At 70.9% G+C, this 21,893-nt stretch carries 25 protein-coding genes and 1 tRNA gene; 11 read left to right on the top strand and 15 right to left on the bottom strand.

The annotated features are described in order from the left end of the window. Positions 1–14: 14 nt before the first annotated feature. Positions 15–752 (bottom strand): hypothetical protein, encoded by a 738-nt coding sequence (locus P0L94_01180; GenBank protein WES64697.1) that lies wholly within the window; start codon positions 750–752, stop codon positions 15–17. Positions 753–948: 196 nt separating this feature from the next. Here P0L94_01180 and P0L94_01175 point away from each other — a divergent pair. Next, positions 949–1,036: transfer RNA gene (locus P0L94_01175), tRNA-Ser, on the top strand. A gap of 49 nt (positions 1,037–1,085) precedes the next feature. Here P0L94_01175 and P0L94_01170 read toward each other — a convergent pair. Further along, positions 1,086–2,267 (bottom strand): IS481 family transposase, encoded by a 1,182-nt coding sequence (locus P0L94_01170; GenBank protein WES64696.1) that lies wholly within the window; start codon positions 2,265–2,267, stop codon positions 1,086–1,088. A gap of 116 nt (positions 2,268–2,383) precedes the next feature. Beyond that, complete coding sequence (locus tag P0L94_01165; GenBank protein ID WES64695.1) at positions 2,384–2,992, bottom strand: MerR family transcriptional regulator; 609 nt, start codon at positions 2,990–2,992, stop codon at positions 2,384–2,386. An 83-nt stretch (positions 2,993–3,075) separates the two neighbouring features. Between P0L94_01165 and P0L94_01160 the strand changes: the two genes are divergently transcribed. After that, positions 3,076–3,567, top strand: a complete 492-nt coding sequence (locus tag P0L94_01160) for a DUF4188 domain-containing protein (GenBank protein WES64694.1) — start codon at positions 3,076–3,078, stop codon at positions 3,565–3,567. 13 nt (positions 3,568–3,580) lie between these two features. On the opposite strand, the gene P0L94_01155 is transcribed toward P0L94_01160, so the two are convergent. Next, positions 3,581–4,279 (bottom strand): TetR/AcrR family transcriptional regulator, encoded by a 699-nt coding sequence (locus P0L94_01155; GenBank protein WES64693.1) that lies wholly within the window; start codon positions 4,277–4,279, stop codon positions 3,581–3,583. Positions 4,280–4,374: 95 nt separating this feature from the next. On the opposite strand from P0L94_01155, the gene P0L94_01150 reads away from it, so the two are divergent. Further along, complete coding sequence (locus tag P0L94_01150) at positions 4,375–5,058, top strand: DUF4386 domain-containing protein (GenBank protein ID WES64692.1); 684 nt, start codon at positions 4,375–4,377, stop codon at positions 5,056–5,058. Between the two features lie 136 nt (positions 5,059–5,194). Next, a complete protein-coding gene (locus P0L94_01145) occupies positions 5,195–6,643 on the top strand; it encodes an FAD-dependent oxidoreductase (GenBank protein WES64691.1) in 1,449 nt (482 codons plus the stop codon). 25 nt (positions 6,644–6,668) lie between these two features. On the opposite strand, the gene P0L94_01140 is transcribed toward P0L94_01145, so the two are convergent. Continuing rightward, a complete protein-coding gene (locus P0L94_01140) occupies positions 6,669–7,622 on the bottom strand; it encodes an aldo/keto reductase (GenBank protein WES64690.1) in 954 nt (317 codons plus the stop codon). Positions 7,623–7,735: 113 nt separating this feature from the next. On the opposite strand from P0L94_01140, the gene P0L94_01135 reads away from it, so the two are divergent. Further along, positions 7,736–8,791, top strand: coding sequence for an LLM class flavin-dependent oxidoreductase (locus tag P0L94_01135; GenBank protein WES64689.1), 1,056 nt, complete (start codon positions 7,736–7,738; stop codon positions 8,789–8,791). A gap of 1 nt (position 8,792) precedes the next feature. On the opposite strand, the gene P0L94_01130 is transcribed toward P0L94_01135, so the two are convergent. Continuing rightward, positions 8,793–9,053, bottom strand: coding sequence for a glutaredoxin domain-containing protein (locus P0L94_01130; GenBank protein WES64688.1), 261 nt, complete (start codon positions 9,051–9,053; stop codon positions 8,793–8,795). A 49-nt stretch (positions 9,054–9,102) separates the two neighbouring features. Next, positions 9,103–9,729 (bottom strand): hypothetical protein, encoded by a 627-nt coding sequence (locus P0L94_01125; protein ID WES64687.1) that lies wholly within the window; start codon positions 9,727–9,729, stop codon positions 9,103–9,105. A 152-nt stretch (positions 9,730–9,881) separates the two neighbouring features. On the opposite strand from P0L94_01125, the gene P0L94_01120 reads away from it, so the two are divergent. Next, positions 9,882–10,466: a TetR family transcriptional regulator gene (locus tag P0L94_01120; GenBank protein WES64686.1), complete on the top strand. Its 585-nt coding sequence runs from the start codon at positions 9,882–9,884 to the stop codon at positions 10,464–10,466. A 17-nt stretch (positions 10,467–10,483) separates the two neighbouring features. On the opposite strand, the gene P0L94_01115 is transcribed toward P0L94_01120, so the two are convergent. After that, on the bottom strand, positions 10,484–11,878 hold the full coding sequence (locus P0L94_01115; GenBank protein WES64685.1) for an FAD-binding oxidoreductase: 1,395 nt from the start codon (positions 11,876–11,878) through the stop codon (positions 10,484–10,486). A 173-nt stretch (positions 11,879–12,051) separates the two neighbouring features. Between P0L94_01115 and P0L94_01110 the strand changes: the two genes are divergently transcribed. After that, entirely contained in the window at positions 12,052–13,179 is a 1,128-nt protein-coding gene (locus P0L94_01110; GenBank protein WES64684.1) for a helix-turn-helix transcriptional regulator, read from the top strand. Positions 13,180–13,227: 48 nt separating this feature from the next. Here the strand turns inward: P0L94_01110 and P0L94_01105 are convergent, their stop codons facing one another. Continuing rightward, positions 13,228–13,677, bottom strand: coding sequence for a hypothetical protein (locus P0L94_01105; protein WES64683.1), 450 nt, complete (start codon positions 13,675–13,677; stop codon positions 13,228–13,230). Positions 13,678–13,786: 109 nt separating this feature from the next. Between P0L94_01105 and P0L94_01100 the strand changes: the two genes are divergently transcribed. Beyond that, a complete protein-coding gene (locus P0L94_01100; GenBank protein ID WES64682.1) occupies positions 13,787–14,365 on the top strand; it encodes a DUF2510 domain-containing protein in 579 nt (192 codons plus the stop codon). Between the two features lie 229 nt (positions 14,366–14,594). After that, positions 14,595–15,587, top strand: a complete 993-nt coding sequence (locus tag P0L94_01095; protein ID WES64681.1) for a hypothetical protein — start codon at positions 14,595–14,597, stop codon at positions 15,585–15,587. A gap of 776 nt (positions 15,588–16,363) precedes the next feature. Here the strand turns inward: P0L94_01095 and P0L94_01090 are convergent. From P0L94_01090 to P0L94_01075, 4 genes are all read right to left on the bottom strand, one after another. Further along, the gene (locus P0L94_01090; GenBank protein ID WES64680.1) at positions 16,364–16,510 is read right to left on the bottom strand and encodes a hypothetical protein; all 147 of its coding nucleotides are present in this window, start codon (positions 16,508–16,510) and stop codon (positions 16,364–16,366) included. A 150-nt stretch (positions 16,511–16,660) separates the two neighbouring features. Continuing rightward, on the bottom strand, positions 16,661–17,215 hold the full coding sequence (locus tag P0L94_01085; GenBank protein WES64679.1) for an NYN domain-containing protein: 555 nt from the start codon (positions 17,213–17,215) through the stop codon (positions 16,661–16,663). A gap of 59 nt (positions 17,216–17,274) precedes the next feature. Then, positions 17,275–17,880 (bottom strand): GyrI-like domain-containing protein, encoded by a 606-nt coding sequence (locus P0L94_01080; protein ID WES64678.1) that lies wholly within the window; start codon positions 17,878–17,880, stop codon positions 17,275–17,277. A gap of 42 nt (positions 17,881–17,922) precedes the next feature. Next, a complete protein-coding gene (locus P0L94_01075; protein WES64677.1) occupies positions 17,923–19,209 on the bottom strand; it encodes a M18 family aminopeptidase in 1,287 nt (428 codons plus the stop codon). Between the two features lie 88 nt (positions 19,210–19,297). Here P0L94_01075 and P0L94_01070 point away from each other — a divergent pair, with 88 nt between their 5' ends. Then, on the top strand, positions 19,298–19,723 hold the full coding sequence (locus P0L94_01070) for a gamma-glutamylcyclotransferase (protein WES64676.1): 426 nt from the start codon (positions 19,298–19,300) through the stop codon (positions 19,721–19,723). A gap of 6 nt (positions 19,724–19,729) precedes the next feature. Here the strand turns inward: P0L94_01070 and P0L94_01065 are convergent, their stop codons facing one another. After that, positions 19,730–20,092: a helix-turn-helix domain-containing protein gene (locus P0L94_01065; GenBank protein ID WES64675.1), complete on the bottom strand. Its 363-nt coding sequence runs from the start codon at positions 20,090–20,092 to the stop codon at positions 19,730–19,732. 113 nt (positions 20,093–20,205) lie between these two features. Between P0L94_01065 and P0L94_01060 the strand changes: the two genes are divergently transcribed. Further along, entirely contained in the window at positions 20,206–21,081 is an 876-nt protein-coding gene (locus tag P0L94_01060; GenBank protein ID WES64674.1) for an SDR family oxidoreductase, read from the top strand. Between the two features lie 90 nt (positions 21,082–21,171). On the opposite strand, the gene P0L94_01055 is transcribed toward P0L94_01060, so the two are convergent. Continuing rightward, the gene (locus P0L94_01055; GenBank protein WES64673.1) at positions 21,172–21,621 is read right to left on the bottom strand and encodes a hypothetical protein; all 450 of its coding nucleotides are present in this window, start codon (positions 21,619–21,621) and stop codon (positions 21,172–21,174) included. Between the last annotated feature and the right edge of the window lie 272 nt (positions 21,622–21,893).

Genomic DNA, 21,893 nt, shown 5'->3' with positions numbered 1-21,893 from the left:
TGCGCGCGGTCGCCTCAGTGGGATGCGACCCAGTTCCGCAGGACCGTCAGGGAGATGCCGTAGCGGCTCTGCGGCTTCTTCAGCCCCAGTTCTGCAGCGATCTGCTTGGCCGAGCAGCCCGCGGTGTCCGTCACCGTGTAGCCGGACCGGGCTCCGTTGCCGTCGACGAAGACGCCGGACTTGTTCGCGTAGTACGAGCCCGCGGCCTTGCGCACGCTGTCCGGAAGCGACGTGCCGCTGCAGACGTCGGCGGAGTCGGCCACGCCGTCGCCGTCCGCGTCGCTGGGCTCGGGAGTGGTGGTCGAGCCGCCGCCGCCGCTGCCGCCCGACGAGCACGAGAACGTCCACGTCAGCGACGACGGGCGGGTGCCCGCGGCTTCGTACGACCAGCCGAAGCTGTGGTTCGCCGTGATGCCGGCGGTGTAGCTGATGCCGGACTTCGCCGGGGCTTCATAGAATCCGAACGCTGCGCCCAGGGCGACGGTCATTATGATGTCGTCGCCGGTCAGCGCGGGGCTCACGGTCACGCGGAGCGTCTCGCCGGCCTTCATGCCGACGACCTCGCTGACGCCCGAGGCCGTGACGGTGCGGCCGTCCAGCGACGAGCACGTCACCCCCGAGAGCGTGGTGGACGAGCCTCCGCCGTCACGCGGGGGCTTCGCCGCCGTGGCGGGCATGATGGCCGTCGTGACGGCCAGGGCGATTCCGGCCAGTGCGCCGATGGCGCCGATGATCTTGCCGCGAGCCTGCATTGTGTCTCCTCGGTCGACGACGTGGGGGCGTCCTCGCCCTCCCCCGAGAGCGCGAGCTATCCATGCCTATCAGATCCAACCTGGGCATTTCCACAGTGAGCGTTTTCCCTGGCAGCGCGCGTGGACGGTCGTCCGCGGTCCCGGGGCACCCCGTTCGACCGGGTAGACTGTCCTGCGGCCCGCTTCGCCGGGCTCTGGAGGATTCGCCTAGTGGCCTATGGCGCACGCTTGGAAAGCGTGTTGGGTGCAAGCCCTCAGGGGTTCGAATCCCCTATCCTCCGCCATGTGATGAGTCGCGACATAGATGACATCTGAGTCGCGACATGGGAGACATCAAGTGAGAGAGCCCGGCCATCGGCCGGGCTCTTTTTGTGTGTTGCGCCAGTAGCCGCGTGTGGGGTCGATGGTGTTGGTCGCGATGATCTCGCCGGTGTCGAGGTGGACGACGGTGATGGTGTGGTCGTCGGCGAGGGCGAGGACGCGTTTGCCGGCGTGGCTGGTTCCGATGCCGAGGTGGTGCATGCGGCCGGCGCGTCGGAAGCTGATCTTGCCGCCGTCGCCGACTTTGTCGTAGCGGAGCCGGTAGTGGACCGGGTTTCGGGAGCCGGCGGGAACGGCTTTCGGTGTGGCGTTGTAGGCGGTCGCGGGGGTGTGTCCGTCGAGGGCGCGGTGCGGCCGGTGGTGGTTGTAGTACTCGCGGAACCGGTCGAGCTGGTGCTGCAGGTCGGGGAGCGTGGTGGGGGCGGGCTGCCGGGCGAGCCAGCGTTTCAGGGTCTGGTGGAAGCGTTCGATCTTCCCCTGGGTCTGCGGGTGGTTCGGGGAGCCGTTCTTCTGCCGGACGCCGAGGACGGGGAGGACGTATTCGAACGCGTTGCGGCCGCCACCGGAGCGGGCGGTGTAGACGCGGCCGTTGTCGGTGAGGGTCGAGGCGGGGATGCCGTGGACGTCGATGGTGGTGAGGAAGGTGTGGACGACATCATCGCCGGTGACCGGGATGTGCGCGGTGCAGGACAGCAGGCAGCGGGAGTGGTCGTCGAGCCAGTTCAGGATCTCGACGTCGGTGCCGTCCGCGAGTCGCCAGTGTGTGAAGTCGGATTGCCAGGTCTCGTTCGGCTGCGCGGCTTCGAACCGGATGTAGGAGGACCGGGGGCGTTTGCGTGGTTCGGGGGTGATCAGGTTCGCGTCGGTCAGGATCCGCCGGATCGTGGAGGTCGATGGTGCCCGCAGTCCTTCCTGGGTGAGGTGCCAGGCGATGGTGACCGGTCCGGCATCCAGCCCGGATGCCGACAGGCTCAGCCGCAGCACGATGATGCGTTCCCGCACCCGGTCGGTCGTGCGATGCGGGCTGGACAGCGGGGCCCGCGACCGCGGCTCGAGCGCATCGAGCCCGCCCTCCCGGTAGCGGACGAGCAGACGGTGCAGATGCTGACGGCTCATCCCGTACTCCGCGGCCGCGGCCGAGACCGACAGCTCGCCCGAGACGACCTTCAACACCACGACCCGATGCTTCGACATGCACGTGACTGTCGCCGATGACGCGACTCACGTGTCACCCATCACCCGTCACCTATGTCATGAACCCACACACCCTATCCTCCGCCATCTGTCATCCACCCCTCATCAGGGCTTTCTCACTCCTGGTCGAACCGCTCCGCCGACGCGATCTGCTCAGCCGCACGTCGCAGCGAGAGCAGCAGCGGCTCCACGAGCACCGATCCCAGCACGACGTAGCGAACCGCCTCATCGGGCGAGGCCAGCGGCACATGTGCGATCTCTGCATCGGCGATCCGGCGCATCGCCTCGACGTACTCCGCCACGACGGCGGGCGGCATCTCGAAGCCGGCGCGCTCGATGTTCTGCAGCGACCGCGCGACCGCGGCGACCGTCGCCTCGTCGCACATTCCCGGCCGCCAGCCGAGCCCGGCGATCAGCGCCTCAGCGGCGGCGGTGTCGATCCCGGCGTCGGCGGGCGGCGTGACCGCGGCGTGCGCGGTGCCGAGAAGCTCGTGAGGGCTCTCGGGCGGATCGTCGAGCACCGCGATGACCTTGCGCGCTCCGGCGATGCTCACGCCCGAGTCCATGAGCGCGCGGATCACACCCAGGCGTCGCACGTGGGCCGGGCCGTAATCGGCCTGCGTCGGCGACGAGCGCACGCCTTCGGGCAGCAGCCCCTCGCGAAGGTAGTACTTGATCGACGCCACCGAGACCCCGGTCGTGTGCGCCAGCTCTGAGATCCGCATGATCACCCCTTGACATGGATAGTAGCGGTATCCAGTATGGATAGCGACACTACAGATAGTGGTGCTATCGAGAGGATGCCGACATGGCGAAGGTCATTCCGGGTCGCAGGACCCACCACCACGACGGGGAGCTGGTCGTCTTCCACATCGGCATGCAGATCAACCGCCCGTGGCGACCGGATCTGTGGCTGCCGGTCTTCCTGGCGATGCCCGGCATGCTGCGCGAGCTGAGCGAGGATCCCGAATCGGGAATGCTCGGCTACACCCTCCTCTTCGGCCGCGGCGGGCCCCATGTCGTCCAGTACTGGACCTCGATCGACAAGCTCTACGCCTACGCCTCCGACCCGGCCCAGCAGCACCGGCCGGCGTGGGCGGCGTTCAACCGGCTCGCACGGCGCGCACCGGGCGCCGTCGGCGTCTGGCATGAGACGTTCGCCGTCGACCGCGCCGAGTCGATGTACGTCTCCACCCCGCCGCTCGGACTGGGGGCCGCGACGAGCATCGTCGAGGTCGGGCGCGCGAACACCCACGCCCGCGACCGGCTCGCGGCGGGCGCCTCCCGCGAGGCCGCCTGACCCCTACCGCCCTTCAGGCGGGCGCCGCGACCGAGGACCACTTCTCGGCGTGCAGCCGCTCGAACGAGTCCAGCAGGATGTCGAGGGCGAACGCGAACTCGGCGTCCGCGTCGCATTCGGCGCCGGCATGGGGCGCCGTCGTGGCCATCCGCACGATCCCGGGATACGCCTCCGCGAAGCCCACGAGCGCCGCGGCGCGCTCGGCCGGATCGTCGGGCATCGACGGCGTCGGCAGCACGTCGCGCGTGAATCCCCACATGCGCGTCGACAGGGCGTGCATCGCGTGGTGGACGAGGTCGGCCGACAGTCCGCCGGCGAAGAGGATCCGCATGAGGCGGTCCATGTAGGCCAGCACGGCGGGGCTCGCCAGCGTCCGCGTCTCGATCGCCTCGACCGACCACGGATGCCGCAGCACGAGGGCGCGGGAGGCGACGATCTGCGCGCGAAGCGCGCTCTTCCAGGCCTCGGCACGGACGGCATCCGGATCGACCCCCGGCTCGATCATCTCGCCGACGATGTGGTCGACCATCGCGTCGACGAGCTCCTCGCGGTTGGCGACGTGCTTGTAGAGGGCCATCGGCGTCACGCCCAGCTCATCGGCGAGCCGGCGCATCGTGGCGCCGTCGAGGCCGAGACGGTCGGCGACGGCGACACCGGCGGCCGCGACGCGGGCCCTGCTCAGCGGCGTGCGGGCGGAGTCCGGACTTGACATGTATACACCGTATACCTAGAGTCTGATCCCGTGAGGTATACGCCGTATACTTCGTCGATCCTCGTGAGATGCCCCACCCGATCAGAACGGATGAAATGCCTCGACTCCGCTCCCTCGCCCTCGCGGCGGGCCTGCTCTACCTCGTCACCCATGTCACGTCCGTGGGCGCCGCGATCGTTTACCGTCTCGGCGCCGACGGCGGCGATGTCGCACTCGTGCAGCTCGGCATCGCCCTCGAAGTCGCGCTGGCGATCGCGTGCGTCGCCAACGGCGTCGTGCTGCTGAGCGTCCTGCGCCCGTACGGCCCCGTCGGCGCCGCCGCGTTCGCGGGGCTGCGCGGTCTCGAGGCCGCGATCATCGGCACCGGGACGCTGCCGATGATCGTGCTCGTCCAGCTGCAGACCGGTGCCATCCCGGCTTCGGTCGACCCCGCGCTCGAGCCGGCCCTGTCGTGGCTGCACGAGGCGTCGTTCCTCGTCGGCCAGGGGCTCGTCATCGCCGTCAACACCCTCCTCGTCTCGTGGCTTCTGTGGCGCTCGCGCCTCGTGTTCCCCGGCATCCCGCTCCTCGGGGCGATCGGCGGCACGCTGGTGCTGCTGAGCGACCTCGGTCAGCTCTTCGGCATCGTCGGGCAGTCGGGCGGGCTCGCGATGATCCTGGCCGTGCCGGTCTTCGGCTTCGAGCTGTGGTTCGCCGGCTACATGCTGTTCGTCGGCTTCCGCCCGGAGTCTCCCGAGCGGATGATCGAGCCCGCGCGCGACGCCGCCGTGTCGCGCTGACGAGCTCGCCCGCGAGCCCTCGACGCGCGCCGGTGATGCCCCGGCCCTTCCCGCCCCCGACACGCCGCGATACGTTGGCCGGGACCGGGAGCGGCCGGGGCGGACCGGCCGTGCGCGAGGGAGCGGGGTCGACGACATGGTGACCGAGATCGATCCGCTGGCCGTCCTGCGGGAGGGCTTGCCTTCCCGCGACGGGGAGCGCACGAGGATCATCATCGTCGGCGCCGGCATCGCCGGACTCACCGCCGGGATGCTGCTGGCGGATGCCGGTCATGACGTGACGATTCTCGAGGCTCGCAACCGCCTGGGCGGACGCATCCACACCTATCGCGGGTTCGCCGGCGGCATGTACGGCGAGTTCGGCGCGATGCGCTTTCCTCGGCAGCATCGCCTGGCGCAGCACCTCATCACCGAGCGGTTCGGGCTGCAGACGAAGCCTTTCCCGATGGACAACGGCGACACCTTCATCTTCCTCAACGGCAGGAAAGTGCGTCGCAGCGATTTCGCCCTCGACAGCTTCGAGTTCGACCTCCCCGAGCACGAGCGCGGGAAGCAGCCCGCCGACATCCTCGAGGACGCGATGCAGCCGCTGATCGAGCTCATCGACCAGCCCGGCGGATGGCAGAGGATCATCGACGACTACGACCGATACTCGCTGCTGAGCTTCCTCGTCGAACGCGGCGTCAGCAGACAGGCGCGAGCGCTGCTCGGGCCGCTGCTGAACATCGAGGGACGCTTCCATTTCTCGCTCGTGGAGTGGTTCGCCCAGTACCACGAGGACGTCTTCGGCCATCTGGACTACATCGTCGACGGAGCCGACACTCTCGCGAACGCCTTCGCGCCGCAGCTGCTGGACCGCACGCGGCTGGGCGCCGAGGTGCGCGCCGTCATGCAGGACGCCGACGGGGTGCGGGTACGATTCCGCGACGGCGTCGGCGATCAGCACATCGTCTCGGGCGACGAGTGCATCGTCACGGTTCCGCTCATCCTGCTGCGCCACCTCGATCTCCAGGGTGTCGACGTGCAGAAGCGGGCGGCGATGCGCAACAGCTACTACGGCCGGGCGCACAAGATCTTCATGCAGTTCAGCCGACGGTGGTGGGAGGACGACTACGCGATCACCCACGGGCTCACGGTGACCGACCTGCCGATCCGCAACGTCGTCTACACGCCCGCGGGCCAGAACCACGACATCGACAAGGGCGTGCTGATCGCGTCGTACGGCTGGGGGCAGGACAGCATGGCCTACAGCATGCTGACGGAGGAGGCGCGCATCTCGGATGCCCTCGACCACCTCGTCAAGATCCACCCCGAGGCGCGGGACACCTTCGAGTTCGGTGTGTCGCACGACTGGGCGCTCGATCCGTACGCGGGCGGGATCGGACCGCTGTTCCGCCCGTACGAGATGAGCGGCGAGACCTACGACGACCTGGTGCGCCCGGTCGAGCGGATGTGGTTCGCGAACGACGCGTGCGACCGCCGTGCCCGCAGGTGGATCGAGGGCGCCATCGAATCCGCGGTGAAGAACGCCTACGCGATCCACACCGGGATGCGCGGCGAGATCCCGACCGCGGTGCCGCGCTGAGGCACCCCGGCAGGGCTTCCGACGCTCAGGCGCCCGCGGGCACCCACTCCGACACGCGGTCGAGTTCGGCGACTTCGTCCGCCGCGAGCTCGACGCGCGCACCGGCGAGCAGATCGGCGACCTGCTCGGTCCTGGATGCGCTCGCGATGGGAGCGGCGACGGTGGGCTGCGCCCGCAGCCACGCCAGCGCCGTCGAGGTGATCGAGACGCCGTGAGCGTCGCCGATCCGCTCCAGCGCGTCGATGATCCGCAGACCCTGCTCGGTGGCGTACTTCGCCGCGCCGCCGGCGCGCGGTGAGCCGTCGCCGACCGCGTCGGCCGCGCGGTACTTGCCGGTGAGGAAGCCGCTCGCGAGCGCGTAGTACGGCACCGTCGACATACCGAACTCCTCCGCGACGGGGAGGATGTGCTCCTCGACGTCGTTCCGGTGGACGAGGTTGTAGTGCGGCTGCACGGCCACGGGACGCATCGCGCCCATCTCGTCCGCGATGCGGATCCACTCGCGGATGCGGTCGGCGCTGTAGTTCGACACGGCCGGATACCGCACCAGCCCGTCGCGCACGAGCCCGTCGAACGCGGCGACGGTCTCCTCGAGCGGAACCGTCTCGTCGTCGAAGTGCGCGTAGTAGAGGTCGATGGCGTCGACACCCAGGCGCGTCAGCGACGCCTCGGCCGCGGCGCGCACGTTCGTCGCCGACAGGCCTCGGAACTGCGGGTGCGCGCTCACCTTCGTCGCCACGACGACGCCCTCGGGACGGCGGGTCCGCAGCCACTCGCCGATGATCGACTCGCTCTCGCCGCCGGCGTTGCCCGGGGCCCACGCGCTGTAGGAGTCGGCGGTGTCGATGAAGTCGCCGCCGCCGGCGACGAACGAATCGAGGATCCGGAACGAGGTGTCGGCGTCGGCGGTCCAGCCGAAGACGTTGCCGCCGAGCGAGAGGGGGAGGATGTCGAGGTCACTGGTTCCGATGCGCGTCATGTCCGGACGAACACTCGTCGCCGGTGACCCTATTCCCGCGGGGCGGTCGGCAGCACGACGCCGACTGACGCATTCAGCGGAATGGACAGGGCGGACACGGCGTTTCAGAGGACATGAAGAGCTTCGGAACCCTCTCGTTCGGCCACTACGGCCCGCTGGGCGGCGGGCACCACCTGTCGGCCGGCGATTCGATGCTGCAGGCGATCGACCTCGCGCAGGGCATGGACGAGATCGGCGTGAACGGCGTGTACTTCCGCGTGCACCACTTCGCCCGCCAGCAGTCCTCACCCATGCCGCTGCTCGCCGCGATCGCGGCGCGCACCGAGCGCATCGAGGTCGGCACGGGCGTCATCGACATGCGCTACGAGAACCCGCTGTACCTCGCCGAGGAGGCCGCGTCGGTGGACCTCATCTCGGGCGGCCGGCTGGCGCTCGGCGTCAGCCGCGGGTCACCCGAGTCGGTCGTGCGCGGGTTCGAGACCTTCGGGTACACCGGCTCCGAGGACCCGCGCGGCGCCGACATCGCGCGCGAGCACTTCTCGCTGTTCCTGCGCGCGATCGAGGGCGAAGGCCTGGCCGAGCGCGACCCGCACTCGCCCTTCGGCGGCGGCACGGGCCTGCAGCGCATCGAGCCGCATTCCGAGGGGCTGCGCTCGCGCATCTGGTGGGGCGCCGGCAACCGCGACACCGCGGAGTGGGCGGGGCGCACGGGCGTGAACCTGATGTCGTCGACGCTGCTCACCGAGGCCGACGGCACGCCGTTCGACGTGCTGCAGGCCCAGCAGATCGAGGCGTTCCGCGACGCGTGGAAGGCGGCCGGCCACGCGGGCGAGCCGCGCGTGTCGGTGAGCCGGTCGATCATCCCGATCACGACGGCGCAGGAGCGCATGTACTTCGGCGGCCGCCAGGACGGCGACCAGATCGGCGTCATCGACGGCATGCGCTCGACGTTCGGCAAGACCTACGCCGCCGAGCCCGACGCGCTCGTCGAGCAGCTGCTGCAGGACGAGGCGATCCGCTCGGCCGACACGCTCATGATCACGATCCCGAGTCAGCTCGGCGTCGCGTTCAACCTGCGCCTCATGGACTCGTTCGCGCGCTACGTGGCCCCGGCCCTGGGCTGGGAATCCACGCGCGCAGCTGCGCCCGAGGCGCACCCGGTGAGCTGAGTCAGGCCGCGACGCCGTCGAGGCCGAGGCGCTCCGACATCCACTTGTCGGTCGGCTCGACCACGACGCTGCCGTCGGCGAAGCGCACGACCGGCACCTGCATCCGCCCGCTCAGGCGCACGGCCGCCTCGTGGTTCTCGGGCTCGGCCTCGACGTCGTGGAACGTGTACGCCACGTGGTGCTTCTCGAGCAGCGCCCGGGTGCGGTTGGTGTCGGGGCACTCGAGCTTGCCGTAGACGTCGATGTGGTCGTGACTGGTCATGAGGTGCGCAACGACGCCGCGTCCGCAGATAATCCCGACGACGCGAATCTCATGCCCGCGGGGCGCGCAGCAGGGCGATGGCCCACGTGATGATCCCCGCGACGTTGGCGAGCATCGCGACCATGAACAGCGGTGACGTGAACATCTGGAACACCGTGAAGCCCATGCCGATCACCTGCCCGGCCCCGGCGACTATCGCCGCCCAGCCGGCGACCTTCGACCATCGGCGGCGTCGCAGCCCCTGGACCCCCGCGGCGACGAACCACGCGCCGATGACGGTCAGTCCGACGAACTGCAGCACGATGGCGCCCGGAATCGCGAGCAGACCGAGCCCGTTCGCGACGAGCACCGCCGAGCCGACGACGAACGCCCCGGCACCGACGAGCCCCGTCGCCGTCGTCGCGCGCGCTGCCGGGTCCTGACCGAGATCGCGGCCGACGCCGAGCAGGACCGGCAGGAGCGCGAGGCCGAACAGCAGAGCTCCGCCGTCGGACAGCAGAGCCCACAGCCCGTAGACGCCCGTCGACTGCTCCGCCATGAAGCCGATGCCGACGCCGTACATCAGCACGAGCGCGATCAGGAGGAGCACCAGGTAGGTGCGTCTCAGCTCGATCGGCGATGAGGCCGCGGCGGAGTGCGCCGAAGCGGGCGTCGCATGGGAAGCGTGTGCAGTCATGGGTCCATCCCCTTGTCCCAGGCGGGCCGGCGACGCCGCCGGCGGATGCGCGGAGCGCTCCGACCCGCAATCCTCTGTCCCCCTGGTACCGATGGTATTCTTTTGATTACTGGTGTCAAGCAATATATTCGAGGATCTTCACGGAGGACGACGTGTCACCACGGGCGTACCGCATGGGCAAGCGCGCCGAATCCGTCGCGCGCACCCGCGCGGCGATCCGCGAGGCGGCGCGCGACGAATACGCCGAGACGGGCGTCGAGGGCGCCAGCATGCAGTCGATCGCGCGCCGCGCCGGGGTCGCGCCGGGAACGGTGCTCTACCAGTACCCCGACCCGGTCGAGCTCGCGCGAGAGGTCATCCAGGAGAGCGCCCGCACGATGCGGTTCCCCACCGCCGACGCCGTCGACGCGGCCGCCGGGATCGAGGCGCGCGTGCGCTGGCTCGCACGGGAGCTCTTCCGCGTGTACGCGGGGAGTGAGCGGGAGTACCGGGCGTGGTCGCGCAGTCGCAGCCACCCCGCGATCGCCGAGTCCGACGCGTGGTACGCCCGCACGTATCAGGAGGTGCTCGCGGCCGTCCTCGGCGCGGAGCACGCGGACCCGCGGGCGTTCCAGGTCGCCTCGGCGATCATCGATCCGGGCTTCCGGGCGAACCTCCTCGCCCGGGGCCTGTCGGACGAGGAGGCCGCCGACACCGCCGCCGACCTCGTGATCGGCTGGCTCGCCGGAACTTCCTGACGCACCCGCGGGCGCGGTCACCCCACCGGCTGGCCGGCGGCGAACATGTTCGTCGGGTCGTACACGCGCTTGAGCTCGCGCAGCCGCTCCCGCGCGCTGCCGAAGCCGAGCGTGCGCTCCACTCCCCCGTCGATGAAGGTGAGGGCGAGGGCGGGTGCGTGCCAGTCGGCGAGGGCCTCGACGACGCCGTGCGCGGCGGCGAGGGCGCCCTCGGCGAACTCCGGCGCCGGCACCATCGCGATCCCGGCGAGCAGGTACCCGCCCTCCACCGACCCGATGGCCCCGGCGGCATCGGGACGGCGCGCGGCGGCGCCGCCGACGTGGCGGAGCTCGGCGAGGAACAGCCCCGGCGTCGTGGTGGCCGCCGAGACGTAGGCCGCGGCGGCCTCGGCCGGGAAGTCCGACAGCATCGCTCCCGCCGTGAAGGCCGGGGTCGGCTCGGGCGGATCCATGTGCATCTCGACGACGGCCGCCGACGGGATCCGGGCGAAGGTGTCCATCTCGGGGGCGAGCGAGCGCAGCGGCTCGAGGAGTGCGCCGGCGACGGCGTCCGATTCGAGGATCACGCCGTCGATCACCACGACGCTGCGGCCCGACAGGAACGGGGGCAGTTCGGGCATCGGCGGGAAGTGCATGATGCGCATCGACGTCGACGCCGACTCGGGGGCGGATGCCGTCCACGCCGACCACGCGTGCGCGACCGCATCCGCGTGCGACGCATCCCACAGCATCATGCCGGCGAACACCTCGGCGTACGGCAGCAGGTCGATCTCGAGCGAGACGACGATGCCGAACGCCCCGGAGCCGCCTCGGACCGCCCAGAACAGCTCGCGGTTGTCGAGGTCGCTGGCGCGTGTGATGCGCCCGTCGGCGGTGACGATCTGCACCGCGCGGACGCTCCCCACCGCGAGGCCGTGCGCGCGGGCGTAGAACGACAGCCCACCGCTGAGGGTGTAGCCGACCACGCCGACGTCACCGGCGCTGCCGTGGAGTGCGGTCAGCCCCCACGGCGCCGCTTCGGCGAGGACGTCGTTCCACGTCGATCCGCCGAGCACGCGTGCGCTGTGCGCCTCGGGGTGCACCGTGACGCCCCGCAGGTTCGTCAGCGACACCAGGATCGCATCCGACAGGTCGGTGTCGGCGAGGGCGCCGGCGCCGTGCCCGGTCGACTGGGGCGCGACGCGCAGACCCGCGGCGGTGGCGGCGCGAACCACGTCGACGACCTCCTCGGCGGACTCGGGGCGTGCGACGGCGAAGGGCCGCTGGTCGATCGCGAGGTTCCACGGCACGCGGGCCGTGTCGTAGCCGTCGTCTCCGGCGAGCAGGATGCGGTCGCCGAGCAGGTCGCGCAGCGTGTCGCGGCGCTGGTCGTGGCGCTCGTCCACGACGGTGGCGGTGTTCTCAGTACTCATATGCTTCGGTCCAATCGTGATGAAGTCCACATCGATCGTGGGAAGAGCACACGTCGATGAATCTCATGCTGGGCGCGATGGCGCAAGGGGATCCATCCCAGATCCGGGGGCAATTCCGAGCCCCCAGAACTCTGGGATGGCGCGCGGGCCCGGTGCGGGAGCACACTTGTGCCATGCCCTCGGAACTGGCCATCGGCCGCGCGCGCAGCGACATCGACGTGATGTCGCGCGCGGGGCTGCCGCTGCAGCGGTTCATGGACGAGGTCACGTCCGCCATCCAGAGCGTGGTCCCGATGGACGGCGGATGCCTGTCGACGCTGGACCCTGCGACCTCGATGGTGTCGAGCACGCGCAAGTTCGGCGCGATCGCCGGCAACAATTCCGACGACATCCGGTGGGCGCACATCGAGTACGGCCTGAGCGACCCGACGGCGATGGAGGCGATGGTCGCCGCGGGCATCACGGCCCTGGGCGTGCATCTGCACCTGAGGGGCGCCATCGAGGAGTCGGTGCGCATGGCCGACTTCATGCTCCCGGTGTTCGACTTCCACGACGAGGCGCGCGTGGTCTTCCAGGACCGCCACGGAGCGTGGGGCGCGATCTCGATGTTCCGCGGATCGGACGACCCGCCCTTTTCGCGCGAGGAGCTGGACTTCCTCGCCGACATCGCTCCGGACGTCACGCGGGGCATCCGCGCGGGACTGCTCGCGCAGCTCAGCCGCGCCGATGGCCAGCGCGACGTCGGACCGGCCGTCGTGATCATCGACGCCGCCGACCGCATCACGCAGTCCAGCCCCGGGGCCACGGCCCAGCTGGCGCGCATGACGGGCGCACCCCATGCCGGCGACCCGCTCACGATCGTCCACGCCCTCGTCGCGGGAGCCCGCCGGTTCGCGCGCGGCGAGATCGGGCTCATGCCGCGCATCCGCGTGCGCACCGCCGACGGCGTGTGGCTCATCCTCTCGGCGGCTCCGCTGGGCGGAACGGCCGACCGCGCCGGCGACGTCGTCGTGACGATCGAGGAGGCGCGGCCCCAGGAGGTCATCGGCCTGGTCGCGGATGCGTTCGGTCTCACGGCCCGCGAGCGCGATGTCGTGGGCATGGTGCTGCGGGGCTCCGACACGAAGGAGATCGCGGCCGCCCTGCACGTCTCGCCCTACACGGTGCAGGACCACCTGAAGTCGATCTTCGACAAGGCCGGCGTCGCGAGCCGCCGCGAGCTGGTCGCCCGCGTGTACTTCGACCAGTACGTGCCGCGCTGGGGCGGCGCGCTGACCTCCGGCGGCGGCATCGCCCCGTAGGCCGCGGGAGGCCCCGACGGCCCAGCGCAGCGGGTGTCGTCGGCACCGTCACACGTAGTCGTCGGGCACCAGCATCCGCAGTCCCTCGTCGTGGAGCAGCAGCTGGGCGCGCAGCCGCACGTCGACGGCTCGGCACTCGGTCGCCATGCGCGCTACCCAGGCACGCGTGCCGTCGTCGAGCTCGTCCGGGCCGGGGCGCTCCCACACCAGCACGACGCGATGGGCGTCGACGACCTCGGCGATGAAGCCCAGCCGCACCGCGAGCACGCGCGCCATCGGCACGGTTCCGAGGTCGTCCGTGTCGACCTCGTCGGCGGGGTCTTCGGGGTACTCGTCTCCGGGCATGAAGGGACCGGTCAGCCGGTCCTCCTCGTCGAGGAAGATGAACCACAGCTGTTCGCGGCTGGCCCTCATCAGAAGATCCTCCAGCGCGAGTCTCAGCTGATCGTCGGTGCGCAAGGGGCCGTGGAGGTGCAGGTCGGGCTCGGTGTTCGTCATGCCGCCAGCCTCGCGATACGGGCTTCGACGCGGATCGCCCGGGCCCCGGTCGGGGACAACGGGGCGTGGAGTCGTCGCTGGGGAGGAGATGCGCGTCTACCCTCGGAGCATGGGCACGCAACCGGCCGCGGGCTGGTACGACGACGGCACCGGCAAGCAGCGCTGGTGGGACGGGTCGCGCTGGACCGAGGAGTACATCGACCTGCGCGAGGAGTCCACGCAGCTGCGGACGGATGCGGGGCACGCGGCGACCGGCACCGCCGGACCGGGCTGGTACGACGATCAGCGCGGCCGCAAGCGATGGTGGGACGGGCGGCGGTGGACGTCGGCGGTGCAGTACAGCGGTGACGAGCGCGAGCTCGCGGGCGTGGTGATCGACCGCCGGTGGATCCACTTCGGCGACGTCAGTCAGCCGGTCGCGGGCGTCGAGGCGTCCATCGAGCAGGGCGCGGCGCTCCTGGCGAAGCCGGACCTGGGCCGCGCAGCCACGCAGCGGCGGCTGTGGGGACCGACCGGCGCGATAACTCCCCGGGCCCTCAAGCGCAGCGTCGACCGGGCCGCGACCTACCTCGTCATCACCGGCGCCGAGCAGGTGTGGCTCGCCCCGATCGGCGCCCGGACCCCCGCCGAAAGCAGGGAATTCGCCACATGGGTCAATTCCTCGGCCGAGCACTACCGCTACCACTGAGCGCACCAACGCACGGGCCGGGCGGGCGCCGAGCCGCGGAATCACGGGCCTGCGCGGGCCGTATACCGCAGGAAGTATGCCCCTGACCGGGCCTTTCCCTCTCAGGAGACGTCCAGCAACCGTCGAGGAACCGTCCAGACGAGCCCGACACAGTATGGGACTTGTGCCCGCCCCGAGGGCACGGTCCCGGCGTTACGGCGGCGCGGACCCCGCTTACGGAACCGGTCACATGCGCCCCAGTCAGATCGACACCCCTGCCCGACGCACCTCCCGACGCGACATCCGACGCTCCGCACGCAACGCCGCCCGGCGTTCGACGCGCCGCACCGCCGTCGTCGCGACGGGCGTGGCTCTGGGCCTGCTGGCGACCGCGGGCGTGTCCGCCGCGACGCCGACGTCCGAGGCCGAGGCCGCCGGGGTGACCCCGAACTTCGTGCTGGCGTCGTTCACGATGTCGGCCGAAGAGGGCTCGCTGGCCGGCCGCGAGCAGCTGGCCTCCGCCGCCGATCTGGCGGCCGCCGACGCCGATGACGCGATCGCGTCGGCCGAGGAGGTCGCAGCCGCCGTGAAGAAGGCCGGGCTCGACGTCAAGGGCTCGACCTCGGTCGACACCGGCGACCTCGAGGACGCCGTCTCGAAGCTCTCGACCGCTTTCCTCCTGTCGACCTCGGATGTCGAAGACGTCACGTCGCTCGTGTCCACCGTGACCGAGGAGACCGACGACCTCAGCGTGCGCCTCGACAAGGCCGAGAAGGCCGAAGCCGCGCGCATCGCCGCCGAGAAGAAGCGCAAGGCCGAAGAGGCCGCCGCCAAGGCCGCCGCCGAGAAGGCCGCCGCCGAGGCCGCTGCGCGCGCCAATTCCGCTCCCTCGAGCTCGTATTCGTCCGCCCCGGTCGCCTCGACCGGCGACAACAGCCCCGGCGGCGCTCAGGCGACCGCCCGCTCGATGATGCAGTCGCGCTACGGCTGGGGCGCCGACCAGTTCTCGTGCCTGGTGTCGCTGTGGAACAAGGAGTCGGGCTGGAACTACCAGGCCTACAACCCGTCCAGCGGCGCGTTCGGCATCCCGCAGGCGCTACCCGGCAGCAAGATGGCCACCGCGGGCGCCGACTGGCAGACCAGCGCCGCCACGCAGGTCTCGTGGGGCCTCGGCTACATCGCCGGCCGCTACGGCACCCCGTGCGGCGCGTGGAGCCACTCGCAGTCCTACGGCTGGTACTGAGTCCCGTCCGATCGCGCGGCAGAACCGCGCGGAGTTGTCCACAGGCACCGACGCACGCCGCTCCGCCGACGCCTAGGCTCGGCCACGGCCGGTCCTGGACCGGCTGCGCTGGGGACGCGCCCGCGCGGCGCACTCGGTCCGGATGCTCCTGCTCCGCGCGCTGATGGCGTCGCGCGGGTGTCCCATCCGATCGACGGGAACCCGACCCGCCGAACCGGCGCAGACACGGGTCCGGCCGTGTCCGAACACTCGTTGTTCGGACACGGCCGGGGCTGCGGTCACGCCAGTGCGACGAACCGATCGCACTGGGCGCAGTACCCGCGAGGCGAAAGCATCACTCGGCAGGTCGGACACTCGGCTGCGCGGTACCGCAGTCCCGGTGCATCGGCATCCGAACGTCCCTCGTCAGAGTGGAGCATGTCGAGCGTGATGTGCCGGGCCGAGAGTCCGGAGACCAGGGCCATGAGGCTTCCTCCTTCGCCTGCCTCCCTCTGTGGGCGGCTTGCGTGACGTCAGCCTACGGCCGTGGTCCGACCACGAAGTAGGGACCAAAGTCCCATTGCCCGACGAGGAGTTCCGGCGGGCGTCGGGGCGCATGGCAGAGGCCCTCGACCTTCCGGGCTTCGATGGTTTCGAGGGCGTGCCGTTCAGTTCGGGGACCTGAGGTTACCCCGGGGTTCACACCGTCGTGGGTCGGGAAGCGTACCACCTTCGCGGCGATCGCGCACATGGGCCTCGTTCCGCGAGGACGGGCGCGCGGTGGCGTCGTCGCGGATTCAGGCGGTGAGCAGGAACTCGCCGCAGTGGCGGCAGTACCCCGCGCTCGCCAGCAGCACGCGGCACGTCGGGCACTCGGCGGTCGCGAAGGCGTGCGAGGGAGCGCCGAGATCGATCGGGCTCTCTCGTTCGGCGCTGTTCGCCATGGGCACCGTCCTGCGCATCCTCGACCGGTGGGGGATGTCCGGTCGCCGTCCATCCAGCCTTGCACGGAGCATGCCCCCTCACGCCGTCGCGATCACGTCAGTGGCAGGATGTCGCCACGGTGGGTCGCCGCCCATCGGCGACCGGCCGGTTCAGCCCAGGAACTCCGCGGGATCGAACTCGTCGATCGGGATGACGCGCACGCGCGGCAGCGGGGCGTCGAAGGCATCCGCGTCGTACTCCAGGTCGAAGAACTCGATGCCGGGGATCCCCGCGAACTCGGTGCTGCGGAACTCATGGAACGCCAGCACCCCGATCCGCCGCTCGCCGTCGGCGAGGCCTTCGAGGTCCTCGGCGAAGTCGCGGTCGTGGCTGACGAGCACGACGTCGTCGGCATGGTCGGCGAGGGCGCGCAGGGTGCGCTGGATGGCGATGTCGACGACCTTCTCGTCGGCGTCGCCCGACAGCGGCACCGGCTGGTAGCCGAGGGCGAGCAGCGCCTGCACGAACGACATCGGGAGGTGCGAGCTGGCGTTGAGGAAGAACAGGCCCTTCGCCGGCTGGTCCCATCGGTCGGCGATGAAGGTCAGCAGCCGGTCCCAGCGCGGCCGCTCCTCGGGCTGCGGGCGGCGTCCGAGGATGGATCCGCCGAGCGTCGCGTCGATGTTCTCGCCGTCGACCAGCACCCAGCTGCTGCGTTCCGCCACGTCCCGCTCCCCCGTCCCCGCCCGTTCCGGCCGGTCAGTCCCGACGCTAGCAGGCGGGGCTAGCGTCGCACCGGCTGCCGCAGGAGCGTGCGCAGCTTCGCCGGGTCGGTGCGGCGGAAGTCGCTGAAGTAGATCTCGTGATGCCTGCCCGTCATGCTCAGGCCCTGGCCGGGGATGAACTCGTCGTGCATGCGGGCGAGCACCGGACCTTCGTCATCGAAGGAGCCGACGTGCAGCGTCTGGACGCACGTGCCTTCGATCAGATCCTCGAGGCGCACCGACCCGATGGACGGGGCGCCCTTCTCGGCGGCCGTCGCGATCGCCCGGTCCACGAGCTCGGCGGGCATCCACTCCGGGACGAGGCTCAGGCACGTCCAGCTCCACTGCGACGTGTCGCGGTCGACGGTGAAGCTGGTCATGTCGTCGGCCCACCACAGCGCCTCGAGCGGCGGCACGACGTAGTCGCGATCGAGCTCGCGCCTGCTGAGGAACTTCAGCGGATACGCCACGCCGTAGATCGTCGTGATGGCGTCGGCGAACGCCGGCCCGGCGGGCGCGCCGTGCCCGTCGATCATGAGGTAGCGCAGCGGCGGGACCTCGACGATCTCGAAGCGGCCGCGCGGGGCCGTGTAGCTCGCGATCTCCTTCTTGAGGTCGACCTTCACAGCACCCTCCTTCGCTCAGTCCGGACTCATCCCCGGCTCACGTCACTGCCGGAAGTACGACTCGGCGACCCGCGTGAGGTCCCACAGGTCGCTGACGCCGGCGAGTTCGCGCGCCGAGTGCATCGACAGGATCGGGATGCCGACGTCGACGGTGCGGATGCCGAGGCGCGTCGCCGTGATCGGTCCGATCGTCGACCCGCACGGCACAGCGTTGTTCGAGACGAACTCCTGGCTGTTCACGCCGGCGGCATGGCACCAGCCGTTCCACGCCGCGGCTCCTTCGGCATCCGTCGCGTAGCGCTGGTTGGCGTTGATCTTGAGGATCGGACCGGAGCCGAGCAGGGGCTGGACCACGGGATCGTGCTTCTCGGCATAGTTCGGGTGCACCGAGTGCCCCACATCGCTCGAGACGCACCAGGATGCCGAGAGCGCACGCAGCTGCTGTTCGCGGTCGGCGCCGAGCGACAGCCACAGGCGCTCGAGGACATCCGACAGGAACGGGCCGGCGGCGCCGGAGCGGGTGCCCGAGCCGACCTCTTCGTGGTCGAAGACCGCGAGCATCGCGATGTGGTCGGCGTCGAAGCCGTCGGCGGCGGCCTCGAGGGCGACGACGCCGGCGTGCACGGAAGCGAGGTCGTCGAGGCGGCCCGACGCGAAGAAGACGTCGTCGCGGCCGAACACGGCGCCGCGGGCGGAGTCCGCCGTGACGATGTCGTAGCCGCGGATGCGTGCGGCATCGACGTCGGCGGAGGCCGCGAGCTCGGCGAGGATGTCGGCGGAGGCGGACTCGCCGAGACCCCACACCGGCTGGGTCTGCGACTGCTTGTCGAGAGTGAGGCCGCTGTTGGCGTCGCGGTCGAGGTGGATCGCCAGCTGCGGCAGGCGCAGCAGGGGGCCGGTCGCGGCGAGCGCCGTCGTGCCGTCGTCGAGGACGAGGCGACCCGCCAGGCGCAGCTCGCGGTCGAGCCACGAGTTCAGCAGGGGTCCGCCGTAGACCTCGACGCCCGCCTGCAGCCAGCCGAGCCTTCCGGTCGTGGGCTTGGGCTTGAGCTTGAACGCGGGCGAGTCGCTGTGCGCGCCGAAGATCCGCACACCGGTCGATGCCGTCGCGTCGCCGGGCGTCACCCACGCGATCACCGCGCCGTCGCGCACCACGAGGTGCTTGCCGCCCGGGGCGGCGGGCCACGACGCCGTCTCGTCGAGGCGCGTGAAGCCGGCCTCCTCGAGGCGTCGCGCGACCTCGGCCGCGGCGTGGAAGCTGGACGGGGACGCCTCGACGAAGGCCGCGAGGTCGGCGGCGTGGGCGAGGGTGTCGGGGGAAGCGGGCACGGACGAGCCTCCTGATGGTGCGTGAGCGGTGATTCGATCGTAGGCGGCGATGCGGCCGGGCGAGGATTCGTGCGACTAGCGTGAGGGCATGCCAGCCCCGCTCCCCGCCATCCCCCTCTTCGTCTACGGCAGCCTCCGCCCGGGCGGCGAGCTGTGGGGGGCGATCGAGCCGCATGTGATCGAGGCGCGGCCGGCGATCGTGCCGGGACGGCTGGTGTGGCACGAGGGGATGCAGTGGCCGCTGCTGCTGGCCGATGCCTCGTTCGCCGAGACGGTGCGCGGCGACCTGCTGATGCTGCGTCCGGGCGACGAGGTCAACCGCGTCATCGTCGACGAGGAGCTCCTGTACGGCTACGACGTGCGGTGGACGACCGTGCTGGCCGATCCGGGAGGCGCGTCGGCGGAGGTGCGGGCGCTCGTGTTCGTGTGGAGCCGCGACGACGAGATCGGCCCCGACATCATCAGCGGCGACTTCGCCGCGGCGTGGGCGGCACGGACCCCGACGAGTTCCTGAGGCGGGTCAGCGCTCGACCATCTCGGAGGCGTGCGCGGCGATCCACTGCATGAGCGGAAGCATGTGCTCCATCAGCTCGCGTCCACGATCGGTGAGGGCGTACTCCACGCGCGGCGGCACCTCGGGGTAGGACGTGCGGTCGACGAGGCCGTCGCCCTCGAGGGTGCGCAGGGTCGTGGCCAGCATCTTCTCGCTGATGCCCTCGACGCTGCGGCGCAGCTCGCCCCAGCGTGCCGTGCCGTCGCTCAGGGCGAGGAGCACGAGCACACCCCACTTCGACATCACGTGGTCCAGGACGACACGTGACGGGCAGGCCGGCGTGAAGGCGCCTTCGCGCTCCCCCCTGATCTGCGCATAACTTACGACCATGTGGGTACCTTACCGAGAAGTGGGTACCGCAACACTGGAATGTGCTGGGAGGCGGACCGGTTCGAACCCGTATGCGGTCGGACACGATCGCTCCGCTACGAAGGGAACCCCACATGACCATCCTCGTCACCGGCGCGTCCGGTCAGCTCGGTCGCCACGTCGTCGATTCGCTCCTGTCGCGCGGGGTCGCCGCATCCGACATCGTCGCGGGCGTCCGGACCCCATCGAAGGCCGCTCCCCTGGCCGATCTGGGCGTGCAGCTGGCCACCCTCGACTACCTCGACGCCGAGTCGGTCGCGAACGCGCTCGACGGCGTCGACACCGTGCTGCTGATCTCGGGCTCGGATGTCGGGCAGCGCTTCGCCGGTCACAAGAACGTGATCGACGCCGCCCAGAAGGCCGGCGTGACGAAGTTCGTCTACACCAGCGCACCCAAGGCCACCACGTTCGACTACGCGCTCGGCGCCGAGCACCGTGCGACCGAGGAGGCCCTCGCCGCCAGCAACCTGCCGGTGGTCGTGCTGCGCAACAACTGGTACACCGAGAACTACACGCAGGACGTGCTGGGCGCCGCCGAGTCCGGCGTCATCGCCGCCGCCGTGGGCGACGCCAAGGTCGCCAGCGCCAGCCGCAAGGACTACGCGGATGCAGCCGCGGTCGTCCTCACCGAGGACGGGCACATCGGCCGCACGTACGAGCTCGCCGGCGACGCGAGCTGGACGTACACCGAGCTCGCCGCCACCGCATCCGAGGTGCTCGGTCGCGAGGTGACGTACACGTCGCTGACGGCCGAGCAGCGCCAGGAGGCGCTCGAGGGCTTCGGCCTGCCCGCCGAGATCGCGGGCTTCGTCACCGGCATCGACACCGCCATCGCCGGCGGCGTGCTCGCCGACACCGACGGCACGCTGTCGGCGCTCATCGGCCGCCCGACCACTCCCCTCCTCGAGGGCCTCCGCACCGAGGTCGAGGCCGCGCGCGTCCAGGCCTGATCCGAGACCGGCGGCTGACGGAAGCCGACGTCGGTCACGAGACGACGCCCACTCGGCCATCGCGGCCGGGTGGGCGTCGACGTTCTGCGATCACCGCCGGCGTCTGCGACGCCGGCCCCACTCAGACCGCCACGGCCCGGTGCTCCACAGCGCCCACGCGATGAACACCGGCTGCAGGAAGAGGCGGATGAACCGTGCACGGTCGGTGCGCAGGAGCGGCGCCGACCGTCCGGTGCGCCAGTGATGGACGTTGCCCGGGAAGACCGCGACGAAGAACGCCGCGACGGCGGCGCCGATGGTCTTCCGATCACCGGGGAGCGCGACGAGCGCACCGCCCAGCATGATCTCGGCCGCGCCGGAGGCGACGACGATGGCGTCCTTGTCGAGGCCCGACGTGCGCGAGGCCCAATCGGGCACGGCGATGCGGAACCCGCGCCGCGCCCAGAAGAGGTGCGCGAGCCCCATGTACACGAGGAAGCCGCCGAGCAGGACACGGGAGCCGATCCGGAGGACCTGGACAGGTGAGACGCGCGCGGTCATCGCGCCAGTCTGGCACGGGGTGCACACACCCGAGGCGGGCCGGGCAGGCAGGCACGCATCCACGCACGCAGGCAGGCAGGCAGGCAGGCAGGCCGCAGGCACGCAGGCAGGCAGGCAGTCAGGCGGGCACGCAGGCAGGCACGCACACGCAACCAGGCAAGCACGCATCCACGCAGGCAGTCAGGCGGGCACGCAGGCAGGCACGCACACGCACCCAGGCAAGCACGCATCCACGCAGGCAGGCAGTCAGGCCGCAGGCACGCAGGCAGGCA

It is taken from the genome of Microbacter sp. GSS18 (assembly GCA_029319145.1).
Classification (GTDB): Bacteria; Actinomycetota; Actinomycetes; order Actinomycetales; family Microbacteriaceae; genus Microbacterium.
This window is presented reverse-complemented; position numbering and strand designations above follow the sequence as displayed.

Excerpts from the sequence above, each read along its gene's own strand:
- P0L94_01180 (WES64697.1), bottom strand. The coding sequence starts at position 752 with ATGCAGGCTCGCGGCAAGATCATCGGCGCCATCGGCGCACTGGCCGGA.
- P0L94_01100 (WES64682.1), top strand. The coding sequence starts at position 13,787 with ATGGGCACGCAACCGGCCGCGGGCTGGTACGACGACGGCACCGGCAAG.
- P0L94_01090 (WES64680.1), bottom strand. The coding sequence starts at position 16,510 with ATGGCGAACAGCGCCGAACGAGAGAGCCCGATCGATCTCGGCGCTCCC.
- P0L94_01115 (WES64685.1), bottom strand. The coding sequence starts at position 11,878 with ATGAGTACTGAGAACACCGCCACCGTCGTGGACGAGCGCCACGACCAG.
- P0L94_01130 (WES64688.1), bottom strand. The coding sequence starts at position 9,053 with ATGACCAGTCACGACCACATCGACGTCTACGGCAAGCTCGAGTGCCCC.
- P0L94_01095 (WES64681.1), top strand. The coding sequence starts at position 14,595 with ATGCGCCCCAGTCAGATCGACACCCCTGCCCGACGCACCTCCCGACGC.
- P0L94_01105 (WES64683.1), bottom strand. The coding sequence starts at position 13,677 with ATGACGAACACCGAGCCCGACCTGCACCTCCACGGCCCCTTGCGCACC.
- P0L94_01135 (WES64689.1), top strand. The coding sequence starts at position 7,736 with ATGAAGAGCTTCGGAACCCTCTCGTTCGGCCACTACGGCCCGCTGGGC.
- P0L94_01060 (WES64674.1), top strand. The coding sequence starts at position 20,206 with ATGACCATCCTCGTCACCGGCGCGTCCGGTCAGCTCGGTCGCCACGTC.
- P0L94_01150 (WES64692.1), top strand. The coding sequence starts at position 4,375 with ATGCCTCGACTCCGCTCCCTCGCCCTCGCGGCGGGCCTGCTCTACCTC.
- P0L94_01145 (WES64691.1), top strand. The coding sequence starts at position 5,195 with ATGGTGACCGAGATCGATCCGCTGGCCGTCCTGCGGGAGGGCTTGCCT.
- P0L94_01160 (WES64694.1), top strand. The coding sequence starts at position 3,076 with ATGGCGAAGGTCATTCCGGGTCGCAGGACCCACCACCACGACGGGGAG.
- P0L94_01110 (WES64684.1), top strand. The coding sequence starts at position 12,052 with ATGCCCTCGGAACTGGCCATCGGCCGCGCGCGCAGCGACATCGACGTG.
- P0L94_01170 (WES64696.1), bottom strand. The coding sequence starts at position 2,267 with ATGTCGAAGCATCGGGTCGTGGTGTTGAAGGTCGTCTCGGGCGAGCTG.
- P0L94_01125 (WES64687.1), bottom strand. The coding sequence starts at position 9,729 with ATGACTGCACACGCTTCCCATGCGACGCCCGCTTCGGCGCACTCCGCC.
- P0L94_01165 (WES64695.1), bottom strand. The coding sequence starts at position 2,992 with ATGCGGATCTCAGAGCTGGCGCACACGACCGGGGTCTCGGTGGCGTCG.
- P0L94_01155 (WES64693.1), bottom strand. The coding sequence starts at position 4,279 with ATGTCAAGTCCGGACTCCGCCCGCACGCCGCTGAGCAGGGCCCGCGTC.
- P0L94_01055 (WES64673.1), bottom strand. The coding sequence starts at position 21,621 with ATGACCGCGCGCGTCTCACCTGTCCAGGTCCTCCGGATCGGCTCCCGT.
- P0L94_01065 (WES64675.1), bottom strand. The coding sequence starts at position 20,092 with ATGGTCGTAAGTTATGCGCAGATCAGGGGGGAGCGCGAAGGCGCCTTC.
- P0L94_01070 (WES64676.1), top strand. The coding sequence starts at position 19,298 with ATGCCAGCCCCGCTCCCCGCCATCCCCCTCTTCGTCTACGGCAGCCTC.
- P0L94_01140 (WES64690.1), bottom strand. The coding sequence starts at position 7,622 with ATGACGCGCATCGGAACCAGTGACCTCGACATCCTCCCCCTCTCGCTC.